This window comes from Mycobacterium szulgai, from assembly GCF_002116635.1.
Classification (GTDB): domain Bacteria; phylum Actinomycetota; class Actinomycetes; order Mycobacteriales; family Mycobacteriaceae; genus Mycobacterium; species Mycobacterium szulgai.
The window spans coordinates 67591-78605 of record NZ_LQPW01000140.1 but is presented as its reverse complement, the minus strand read 5'-3'; the positions used below and the strand labels follow the sequence as shown (position 1 = coordinate 78605).

Sequence of the window (11015 nt, the reverse complement as noted above, 5' to 3'; positions counted from 1 at the left end):
GCAATGGCGCGGCCGGCGCCACCGGATTGGCCGGCGGGTCGTTGTTCGGCAACGGTGGGCCCGGAGGTTCCGGCGGAGCCGCGTTGGCGGGTATCAACGGCGGAAACCCGGGGCAGGGCGGCAATGGCGGCAACGCCGTCGGATACGTCGGCAACGGCGGAGCGGGCGGGCAGGGTGGCACCGGGCTCGCCGGATCAAGCGGTGCCGTCCCAAACCCCAACGGCACGGCCGCCGCGGGCAATAACGGTGCCAGTATTTCTACTTCGGCTACTGGCGCCGTCGTTGGCGGCGATGGCGGCCCGGGTGGCAATGGCGGGCCCGGCATTACCGGCGGAACGGGCGGCAATGGCGGCACCGCGGTCTCCAACGACAATCAGGCTGTCGGACCGGTCGTCGGCGGTGCGGGTGGTGACGGGGGTGCCGGTGGTGATGGCGGGGCCGGCGGCAATGGCGGCAGTGCCGGGCAGCTAGGTACCGGTTCCGTCACTGGTGGAGCGGGCGGTAACGGGGCACCCGGCGGAACGCCTGGCGGCGCCGGTGGCAACGGTGGCGTCGGAGGCGCCGCGAGTACGGTCTCCGGTGCTGCCACCGGGGGTAGCGGCGGTCAGGGCGGTAATGGTGCGTCCGGTGCGTCCGGCGGTGACGGCGGCACCGCTGGCGCGGGCGGTAATGGTGGCAATGGCGGGTGGCTGGTTGGCAATGGCGGCGCTGGTGGGCTCGGCGGCGTCGGGGGTCAAGGGGGCGCCGGCGGCACCGGCGGTGCGGGCGGCGCCGGAGGCAGCCCCATCAACTCGCTGCCCAATAACAACAACACCCAGTTCTTCAATGCCGCTGGAACTGAGATCGTTCAGGCCGGGGCCGGCGGTGACGGCGGCAGCGGCGGCAACGGCGGGTCTGGCGGACACGGCGGTGCCGGAGGCGCGGGAGGTGCTGGTGGTGCCGCATCGCCGATCTTCGGTGCCGGCGGGTCCGGGGGTGCAGGCGGTGCCGGCGGCGCTGGTGGTGGCGGCGGCCTTGGTGGTGGCGGCGGCGTCGGCGGCACTGGCGGCAACGCCTTCGTCATCGGTCCCGGTATCGGTGTCGGCGGCAATGGCGGCCTCGGAGGTAGCGGCGGTGGTGGCGGCGACGGCGGTGACGGCGGTGGCGCCGGCGCCGGAGGCGCGGGTGGGCCGGGAAGCGTCTTAACCGGCCGGTCGGGAACCAGCGGCGCCGCAGGAGCCGGCGGTGGTGGCGGCCTGGCCGGCAACGGGGTCGCCGGCGCCAAGGGCGGCGGCGGCGGTGCGGCTTCTGCTGCCGGCATTGACGGCGTCGACGGCGCCGCGGGGGCCAACGGCACGCCGGGCACACCCGGCTAGCGTGTCCGCACCCGGCTCGGGTCGGGGCGGCGGCGACCATAAAGCCGGGTTCTCACTATTTTGGACTAGAACATGACCGCCAACCGTGTCCCCGTGCTCGTCGTCGGCGCCGGCGCCGGTGGCCTCGCCACGTCGGCGCTGCTGGCCAAGCACGGTGTTCGTTCGATGCTGATCGAAAAGCGCAACGAGGTCTTCATCTACCCGAAAGCTCGCAACCTGAGCTTTCGCAGCTTAGAGATTTTGCGTCGTCTCGGCGTGGGCGATCAGGTGCACGCCGTCGCCGAGCAGGTATCAGACATGGTGGCCAAATCGGCGTTGAACAGCGCAGCGGAACAGCAGGCGATGGACATCGACGCGATCTTCGGCGGCCTGGACAACCTCAGTCCAGAGCCTTCCGCGCAATACTGCCCGCAGAGCCGGCTTGAGCCGATCCTGCTGGCCGAAAGCCGCCGCCACGGCAATGCAGTGCACTATGGCAAGGAATTATCGTCGTTTGAGCAAGACGACACGGGTGTCACAGCAATCGTGCGTGATCTGGCGTCAGGTGAGTCAGAAACGGTGCGTGCCGAGTATCTTGTCGCGGCCGACGGTGTGCACAGCCGGATCCGCGAGTCGCTCGGCGTGACGACTTCGGGTTATGGCGCCGTCCCGATCTTTGTGGTGTTCATCTACTTTCGGGCGCCGTGGCGGCAATTTGTTCCCCGCCTTGGCGACGGCGATGCAGTGCAAGTCCAAAACCCCGACGTCCAAGGGATTTTCCTGGTCGTCCAGGATGACCTCGGCTTGTTCATCACCACCTACTTTCCCGACAAGGGCGAGACCGCAACACAATTCACCCCACAGCGGTGCACCGACGTCCTGGACAAGGCAATCGGCGAGCCGATCGAAACGCAGATCGTCGACGTCGCCGCGTGGCAACCCTACGAACTGGTAGCCGACCAATTCCAATGCGGGCGAATCTTTCTCGTTGGCGACGCGGCCCACACCATGCCGCCGTTCAAGGCCGGGGGAGCCAACACCGCTATCCAGAGTGCGGACAATCTGGCCTGGAAGCTGGCCGCAGTCGTGCACAAAACGGCCGAGCCGGCTCTGCTTGGCACTTACCACGCCGAGCGACACCCCGTTGGGCGCTTTTCCGCTCGCCAGTCGCTGACCGGCCCGGCGATCGCGTTTCTCCGGTTGGGCGACGACCTACCGCGATTGCCGGCCGACGAGGAATGCTCGATGTTTGAGCTGCTGATCGGCTACCGGTACCGCTCACCGGCGGTGGTGACAGACGAGCCCATGTCAGCTGGTGGCGTGCAGCTTGTGACGGAGTTGCGCGCACAGCCCGGGACGCGAGTCCCGCATGCGTGGATCAGTTATGGCGGCCAGCGCGTCTCGACACTGGACTTGCTGGGGCCGCAATTCACCGTGCTCAGCGGCGACCAGCGATGGCAAACTGTTGCGGCGTCGGTGTCTGCGGCCCTGGGCATTTCGATCGCCATGCGTTGCATCGTCGACGACGATTGGTTGGCCGTCACCGATCTCGGTCCAAGCGGTGCGCTGCTGGTTCGCCCGGACGACTTCGTCGGCTGGCGTGCCGATGAGTTGCCGGATGACGCTGAAAGCCGCCTACAGCAGGCGCTTTCGACGATCCTGTGCCGCTGACGCCGAGCAGACGCAGAATCGCAGGCGCGCGGGCGCGCGCGTGCGATTCTGCGTCTGCTCGCCAGGGTTAGCTGGCCATGCGCGCGCGGGCGAGGTGGATGGCGATTCGCTGGGCGAGGCGGTAGGGATGTCGCCTGACATCGTCGACGACGATCGGGATGATCGTCCACCCGAGCTCTTGAATCCCGCCCCAGCGCGTCTTGTCGCGGAGCATCTCGTCTCGGCCCGCATGCCAGTCGATGCTCTCGTATTCGGCCGCCAAATGTGCTTCCGGCCAGGCGAAGTCGAGTCGCCACAGCTCACCATCGCAACCGTAGATCGGATACTGAAGCTCTGGACGCGGCAAGCCATGATCGATCATGACGAGCCGTGCCTCGCTTTCCATCGCGGATTCCGCACGTCCGTCCGCGAATTCGAATAGTTCACGCACGGCGACGATGCCGCGCCGTCGGCGCTGTTCAGTGATGGCGGCTGCAATATCCCTGCGAGAGTATTGGTTTGAGCGCAACGCGGCGTCAAGAGCTGCCAGTGCTCGCGGCCGGCGCAACTGTCGTGCGACCTCGACGGCTGTCCAAGCCGGCGCCGTTGCTAGACGACCCGATACGCGCTGTAGCCGGGCGCCGGTGCGTTGGTGAACCATGAGGCCACGCGTGGGGCGCATCCGTACCCCCGGATCCAGCACGTGCACTGCGGTGGTGTTCTCCAAGTCGAACCCGTACAGAGCGGCGGCTGTGCCCATGCACGCAACGGCATGTTGTCCCATGAAAATGTCGAGTGCGGCCAAGCGCCCCAACAGATCTGGTTCGCGGGCCGCATAGACGCCGTACCAGACGCGGGCGAGGCCACCCTTTTTGATTTGAACGTCGAGCTGTTGGCGGGTCATAACCGTCAAAAGCTGCGCAGTGGTGGCAAACCCGCCGGCCTTTTTCAGGACTTCCAGCGCCTCTGCATGCACTGCCTGATCATGCGGGCAGCTCCGCGATTGGGCTAGTCACGTTGGAGATGACTGTGGCGAGCAGACGCAGAATCGCACGCGCGCGGGCGCGCGCGTGCGATTCTGCGTCTGCTCGGCGGTAGAAACTACAGCGGAATGTTCTTGTGGCGGCCGCGGCGTGCCGGCGCCTGGGCCAGCGCCTCGGTGAGTTTGCTGCGGGTGTGCGCAGGGTCGATCTTCTCGTCGACCACACCGATGTCGATGGCGCTGTCCACGCCACCGGCGATCCGCTCGTGCTCGGCGGCCAACTCGTCGTGCAGCGCTTCGCGCTCGTGGTCGGGTGCGGCGGCGAGCTTGCGCTTGTGCAAAATCCCAACGGCCGCTTTGGCGCCCATGACCGCGACCTCGGCGTCCGGCCACGCGAACACCTTCGTCGCGTTCAGCGAACGGGAATTCATCGCAATGTAGGCACCGCCGTAGATTTTCCGGGTAACCAGGGTGACCCGCGGAACCGTGCACTCGCCGAACGCGTGCAGCAGCTTGGCGCCGCGGCGAACCACGCCGCCCCATTCCTGGTCGACACCCGGCAGATAGCCGGGCACGTCGACGACGACCACCAGGGGAATGCCGAAAGCGTCGCACAGGCGCACGAAACGCGCTGCCTTCTCGGCGCTTTCGGAGTTCAGGCAGCCACCTAGGCGCAGCGGGTTATTGGCCAGCACGCCGACCGTGCGGCCGGACAACCGGCCCAGCCCAACCACCATCGACGGCGCCCACTTCTCCTGGAACTCGTCGAACGGTGTGTCCTCATCGAGGATCGCGCTGACGATGGGGTGCACGTCGTAGGCCCGTCGCGGCGACTCGGGCAGCAGCGCCAGAATGTCGGTGTCGCCGGCTTCGGCCTTGGTGCGGTCGAAATGCCCCTGCTGGCAGAACAATCCGACTAACCGGCGGCCGCGCTCGTAAGCGTCGAGTTCATCGTCGGCAACGATGTGGCACACCCCGGACTTCTTGTGGTGGGTCTCCGGCCCACCGAGCGAGGCCATGTCCACGTCCTCGCCGGTAACGCTGCGCACCACGTCGGGGCCGGTGACGAACACCCGGCTTTCCGGAGCCATCACGATAACGTCGGTCAGCGCCGGTCCGTAGGCGGCGCCGCCGGCGGCGAAGCCGACGACCACCGAGATCTGCGGAATGTAGCCCGATGCGCGGATCATGGCCTCGAACACGGTTCCGACGGCGTGCAAAGCGCGCACCCCCTCGGCCAACCGGGCACCGCCGGAGTGCCAGATGCCCACGATCGGGCTCTGCTCCTCGATGGCGGTGTCGTAGGCGTTGACGATGTGCTGGCAGCCTTCAGTGCCCATCGCGCCGCCCATCACCGTGCCGTCGGTGCAGAACGCGATGGTGCGCATGCCGTTGACGGTGCCCGCCGCGGCCAGCACACCCGAACGGTCGCGCTCGTGCAGCAGTTCCACGGTGCCGTCGTCGAAGAAGTTGCTCAGCCGCAGCAACGGATCGCGGGGGTCGAGCGACTCGCCAACCGCCTCGGGGGCCATGAGTGTCATCGCAGGTCTCCTGTTATTCCGGTGTTGCTCGGATTAATACCGTCCAAAGGCGATCGCCACATTGTGCCCGCCAAATCCGAACGAATTGTTGATGGCGTACTTGTAGTCGCCCGGCCGCGGCTTGCCCGCGACCACGTCCAGATCGATCTCAGGGTCGAGATTTTCCAGGTTCAGTGTCGGCGGAACGACCTGATCCCGCAACGCGAGCACGGTGAGGATGGACTCGACCGCGCCGACCGCACCCACCGAGTGGCCCAGGGCGGCCTTCGGCGCGTAGACCGCCGGCTTGTTGCTGCCCAGCGCGTTGTTGATGGCCCTGCCCTCAGCCACGTCGCCCACCGAGGTTCCGGTGGCGTGTGCATTGACGTGGTCGATGTCGCCCGGCGTCAGACCGGCGAGTTGAACCGCACGCGACATGGCATGCCCGGCGCGTTCACCGTTGGGGTCCGGTGCCACCATGTGGTAGCCGTCCGAGGTGATGCTGGCGCCCATGATGCGGGCCAGAATGTTGGCCCCACGCGCCTTGGCATGCTCCTCGGTCTCGATCACCATCAGCGCACCGGCTTCACCGAACACGAATCCGCTGCGGTCCCGGTCGAACGGGCGACAGGCACCGACCGGGTCATCGTTCTTGGTGGACATGACGATGCGCATCTGGGCGAACGCCGCGATCGGAACCGCTTCGATTCTGGTCTCGACGCCACCACAGATCGCGATATCGGCCTCCCCGAAGACGATATTGCGCCACGCCTGAGCGATGCCTTCCGAACCCGACGCGCACGCCGACACGGGCGTGATGACCCCGGCCTTGGCGTGCCGTTCCAGACCCACCGCCGCAGCCGCGCCGTTGGGCATGTACTTCTGCACCCCCAGCGGAGAGACAGCCCGCATGCCACGAGCGCGCATGTCGTCGTAGCTGAAAACCATCTCTTCTGAGGAACCCAGCCCGGTACCGATGGACACCATCAACCGGTTGGAGTCGACCTCAGGCGAGCCGGCGTTCTCCCAGACCCGGCGGCTAAGGACGGTGGACATCCGTTGCAGGTAACCCGTCCGGCGCAGCTCGACGCGGGTGAGCTGACTGTCGAACTCCTCTAACAGGTGACCGCCGATGCGCACGGGCAGGTCGAATTCCTCGACGAACGGGTCGTCCAGAGTCCGAATCCCGCTTTGACCGTCAAGCAACAACTTCCACGTATTTTCCGCGTCAGTTGCCACTGCTGTCGTCATGGCGACGCCGGTGACAACTACGTTCGGGAGTGTTTTCCCGGTAACCAGCTCCGTCATAGGTCTAGCCAACGTTCCTTCCCATATCTGTCCGGCTGCTTCCCGGGCTGTTGCCAGGCCCGCATCGTCGCCGAACGCCGTGCTCAGTAACGCCCGAACGCGAGCGCTACGTTGTGACCGCCGAACCCGAACGAGTTGTTGATCGCGTAGCGGAAGTCGCCGTAGCGCGGTTCGCCTGCAACAACGTCAAGATCGATCTCAGGATCCGGGGTCTCGTAATTCAGCGTTGGTGGGATGACTCCGTCCCGAAGGGTCAGCACCGTTAAAACAGATTCGAGCGCGCCCACCGCGCCGATGGAGTGGCCCAGCGCCGACTTCGGCGCGTAGACCGCGGCATGTTCGCAACCAGCGGCCCGCAGAGCGTTGGCCTCGGCGGCATCGCCGATTGGTGTGGCCGTACCGTGCGCGTTGACGTGGTCGACGTCCTTGGCGGACAACCCCGCCAACTCCAGCGAACGTGTCATGGCCCTACCGGCCCGTGCACCGTCGGCCGCGGGCGCCACCATGTGGAAGGCGTCCGAAGTAATACCAGCACCCATCAACCGGGCCAGCGGCTTGGCGCCGCGGGCCTTGGCGTGCTCTTCGGTCTCGATGATCATGAGAGCGCCGGCCTCGCCGAACACGAAGCCGTCCCGGTCCTTGTCGAAGGGCCGTGATGCACGCTCCGGTTCGTCGTTGCGCGTGGACATGGCCCGCATCATGGAGAACGCTGCGATGGGCAGCGCCTCGATGGGGCCCTCGACACCGCCGCACACGGCGATGTCCGCGTCACCCATGACGATCTGACGCCATGCGTGGGCAATGGCCTCCGAGCCCGACGAACAGGCCGATACCGGAGTGATTACCCCGGCGCGGGCCCCGAGCTGCAGACCCACCACCGCCGCGGCGCCATTGGGCATGATCATCTGGACGGCGAGCGGCGACACCTTGCGGGGTCCGCCCTCGTTCATCAGGTCGTAGCTCTCGATGACGCGCTCGGCGCCACCCAAGCCAGTGCCGACGACGACCGAGAACCGGTCCGGGTCGACCTCGGGCGAGCCTGCGGACTCCCACAATTGGGCGCTCAGCCACTTGGACATCCGTTGGACATACGACATGCGTCGCATGTCCAACCGGCCCATGTGGTTGTCGACCGACTCCTTGAGGTGCCCACCGATTCGGACTGGCAGGTCCCACTTGGTGATGAACTCGTCTTCGAGGACGTGGATGCCGCTTTCGCCGGCCAGCAAGCCCTTCCACGTGCTCTCGATGTCCGGCGCGATCGATGTCGTCGCCGTGACGGCGGTTACCACAACGCTGGGGTAACCGCCATTAGCAGTGGAAGGCTTGGTCACTTGCTCTCTGCTTCCAGCCTCGCCTTGACGTTCGCAACAGCCTCGGGGTTGTCGGTCTCGAGCTTTGCGCGCAGCGCCTCGGCAGCCTCGGGGTTCTCTTCCTCGAGCTTCTGGATGTAGGCGACGACGTCACCGACGGTGCGCAGACCGGCGAGGTCCTCGTCGGGGATCTTCACGCCGTACTTGTCCTCGGTCTGCACGGCGATCTCAACCATCGACAGCGAGTCGATGTCCAGGTCGTCAACGAACGACTTCTCCGGGGTGACCTCCGACGGCTCGATACCGGTGACCTCTTCGATGATCTCGGCGATACCGGCAATGATTTCTTCCTGGCTGACGGCCACAGCGTCTTTCCCTTCGTAATGTGTTGTTTTAAATCGGTTTTGACGTGCTTTTGTGGTTCTGGGCAGAGCTGGCGGCTAGAGGTTTGCCAACTCGTCCAGATCTGCGGGTGACTTGACGGCTCGCGTCGGAACCCCCCGAAGTTCTCGTTTGGCGATCCCGGTGAGAGTGCCCGCGGGCGGGAACTCCACGATCGCCGTGACTGGGCTCTCTGCGTGGTCACGCAGATAAGCCGTGCACAGATCCCAGCGCACTGGCTGGGTGAGCTGTGAGACTAGGGTCTCCATCGCCGCGGCCGCTGACTCGACCGGCTTACCGTCGTGGTTCGACAATAGCGTGGCCGTGGGCTCGGCGGTATCGACGCTGGCTGCGGCTGCGGCGTAGCCATCCAGGGCGGCGGCCATAAACGGGGTGTGGAACGCACCGGCCACGCCCAGAGCGCGCACCCGCGCCTTGGCGGGCGGGTCCTCGGCCAGCTTCTCCAGCGCGGTCAACAGGCCGGCCGCGACGATCTGTCCGGCGGCATTGCGGTTGGCGGGAATCAGGTCGAGTTGCTCGAGCCGGCTCAGTACATCGGCTTCGTCGCCGCCGAGCACCGCGGACATGCCGGTCGGCTCGGCCGCGCAGGCCTTAGCCATCTCGGCGCCACGGGTAGCAGCCAGCGCGACGGCGTCATCGGCGGCCATCACACCGGCGATCGCGTAGGCCGCGATCTCGCCGACGGAGTGCCCGGCCACGATCAGCTCTTGGTCGTTGAACAGCCCACGCTTGGTCAGCTCCTGGTGAGCCAGCAGGGTGGCGGCAACGATCAATGGCTGGGCAACCGCGGTATCGGTGATCTCCTCGGTGGAGGCTGTGGTGCCCAGACGAGCCAGGTCGAGGCCGCTGGCCTTCGACCACATCGCAACCTGGTCTGCTGCCCCGGGCAGTTCCAGCCACGGCGACAGCATTCCTTCGCTCTGGGAGCCCTGTCCGGGCGCAAGTAACGCAATCACGTGTCTAAGAGAACACTGTGAAGACGGTTTTGCGGGGTGTAACAGATTATGAACCTCGTCTTAGGTTTTTGTATACACCCCACAAAACAGGTCCGTAAGCTACATGTTTGAGATCCGGCCGCGATCTGTTGGCTAAATCACTCTGCGCCAGACGGAGCTACCGTACCCCCTCTGAGCGGCAGCGGAACGGCTGAGACCGCATTGTTATTGACGTTGGAATGATGCGTCGGGTAGTTGAGTTGGCCTACCGTCGCGGCCACTCGCAGGACATACGCGTCGCGCGGTTGCGTGGGATCACGCCCGGTGAAGTCGGTGATCCGCTTGAGCCGGTAGCGGACGGTGTTTGGATGAACGAACAACTTCCTGGCGCAAGCCTCAATGGCGCCGCCGGAATCTAAGAAAGCGTCCAGAGTCTCGACGAGCGTTGGGCCGGCGTCGGCCAGGGGGCGCATGACGTCGGTGTGCAACGCCACGATCGCCGACGCGTCACCCATCAGGGCGCGTTCGGGCAGCAGTTCTCGCGCCAGTACGGGCCGGGGCGCCCCGCGCCAGCCGGCCACGGCGTTCATCCCCGAAATCGCCTCGCTGGCACTGTGATACGCCGCTGTCAGCATCGGCGCCGTCGGCCCGATAACCACTGGGCCATCGGAAAATGCTTCCAGCAGATCCTTCAAGAACTTCTCCGTCGGCGACAGCGGGCCCGACACGATGGCTACCAGCCAGGTGCCGTGCACGTCGGTCAGCGCGGCCCGGCCGTGGCGCGCGGCGATGTCGCGCAAGGTCTGGCTGGCCCGCTCGCTGCTGGCCTGACTATTAGGGCCGTCGCGGCCGGGTGCGGGGGTACCCACCACCACCGTGGCCGGTGCAGTCGTATCCCAGTTCAGCGCCGCGGCCCGGGACAGCAGCTCGGGACCGGTGTCGCCGCGGACGACGGCATCGACGACGCTGGCCTCCATCCGGCTGTCCCAGGTGCCGCGCGCCTCGGCCGCGTCGGCGTATGCGGTGGCGGCGGTAAAGGCCAGGTCACGGCTGTACTTCAGGATCCCCACCGTCAGGGCGGTCAACTGTTCTTCGGAGCGGGCCAGCAGCGGCACGACTTCCTCGAAGAACTCCATGGTGACGCGGACCATGTCCACGGTGTGGCGCAACGCGATGCGCCGGGTCAGATCCTGAGGCACCAGCTCGAATGCTTGAGCGGTGTAGCTGACGTTGCTGTGCGGGTCGTGCATCCACTCGACGAAGTTCACCACCGCGGTCTGCACCACCAGCGCCACACTGGCGCGCTGGGAGGCTTCCAGGTCTGCGAAGAACGGCAACCGCTCCTGCATGGCCGACACCGCTTCGGTGGCCAGCCGGCCTGAGTACTGCTTGAGCCGGCGCAGCAGGGAATCCGGCACGGTGTCGAGCAGTTCCAGCGGCGATCGCGGCCTGGCGGCGAAGGGGCCGGCAAACTGATTGTCGTTCACTCCTAAAAGCTACGCCTGATTTCTGGAAGATCCCGCCAAAGGCGCGGCCGCTGGGATCGTCGAGGCCCGGGGCGACGAACGTGC

The 11015-nt window shown here is 66.3% G+C and carries 9 protein-coding genes; 2 read left to right on the top strand and 7 right to left on the bottom strand.

Features of this window, described 5'->3' with window-relative positions; all coding sequences use genetic code 11:
* The first annotated feature begins 254 nt into the window (after positions 1–254).
* Positions 255–1355, top strand: a complete 1101-nt coding sequence (locus AWC27_RS32855) for a hypothetical protein (protein WP_425437497.1) — start codon at positions 255–257, stop codon at positions 1353–1355.
* A gap of 72 nt (positions 1356–1427) precedes the next feature.
* Complete coding sequence (locus tag AWC27_RS20255; protein WP_085672121.1) at positions 1428–3005, top strand: FAD-dependent monooxygenase; 1578 nt, start codon at positions 1428–1430, stop codon at positions 3003–3005.
* A 67-nt stretch (positions 3006–3072) separates the two neighbouring features.
* Here the strand turns inward: AWC27_RS20255 and AWC27_RS20250 are convergent, their stop codons facing one another.
* From AWC27_RS20250 to AWC27_RS20220, 7 genes are all read right to left on the bottom strand, one after another.
* Positions 3073–3960, bottom strand: coding sequence for a hypothetical protein (locus AWC27_RS20250; RefSeq protein WP_085672120.1), 888 nt, complete (start codon positions 3958–3960; stop codon positions 3073–3075).
* 125 nt (positions 3961–4085) lie between these two features.
* A complete protein-coding gene (locus AWC27_RS20245) occupies positions 4086–5507 on the bottom strand; it encodes an acyl-CoA carboxylase subunit beta (RefSeq protein ID WP_085672119.1) in 1422 nt (473 codons plus the stop codon).
* A gap of 33 nt (positions 5508–5540) precedes the next feature.
* On the bottom strand, positions 5541–6794 hold the full coding sequence (gene kasB / locus AWC27_RS20240) for a 3-oxoacyl-ACP synthase KasB (RefSeq protein WP_085672118.1): 1254 nt from the start codon (positions 6792–6794) through the stop codon (positions 5541–5543).
* Between the two features lie 83 nt (positions 6795–6877).
* Positions 6878–8128 carry a 3-oxoacyl-ACP synthase KasA gene (gene kasA, locus AWC27_RS20235; protein WP_085672117.1) on the bottom strand — a complete coding sequence of 417 codons (1251 nt, stop codon included), beginning with the start codon at positions 8126–8128 and terminating at the stop codon, positions 6878–6880.
* Positions 8125–8472, bottom strand: a complete 348-nt coding sequence (gene acpM / locus AWC27_RS20230) for a meromycolate extension acyl carrier protein AcpM (RefSeq protein WP_083113548.1) — start codon at positions 8470–8472, stop codon at positions 8125–8127. Before acpM ends, kasA begins: the two co-directional genes overlap by 4 nt.
* Before the next feature lie 75 nt (positions 8473–8547).
* Positions 8548–9465, bottom strand: a complete 918-nt coding sequence (locus AWC27_RS20225) for an ACP S-malonyltransferase (RefSeq protein WP_085672116.1) — start codon at positions 9463–9465, stop codon at positions 8548–8550.
* A gap of 137 nt (positions 9466–9602) precedes the next feature.
* A complete protein-coding gene (locus AWC27_RS20220) occupies positions 9603–10931 on the bottom strand; it encodes a PucR family transcriptional regulator (protein WP_085672115.1) in 1329 nt (442 codons plus the stop codon).
* Between the last annotated feature and the right edge of the window lie 84 nt (positions 10932–11015).

Excerpts from the sequence above, each read along its gene's own strand:
- AWC27_RS20255 (WP_085672121.1), top strand. The coding sequence starts at position 1,428 with ATGACCGCCAACCGTGTCCCCGTGCTCGTCGTCGGCGCCGGCGCCGGT.
- AWC27_RS20245 (WP_085672119.1), bottom strand. The coding sequence starts at position 5,507 with ATGACACTCATGGCCCCCGAGGCGGTTGGCGAGTCGCTCGACCCCCGC.
- kasB (WP_085672118.1), bottom strand. The coding sequence starts at position 6,794 with ATGACGGAGCTGGTTACCGGGAAAACACTCCCGAACGTAGTTGTCACC.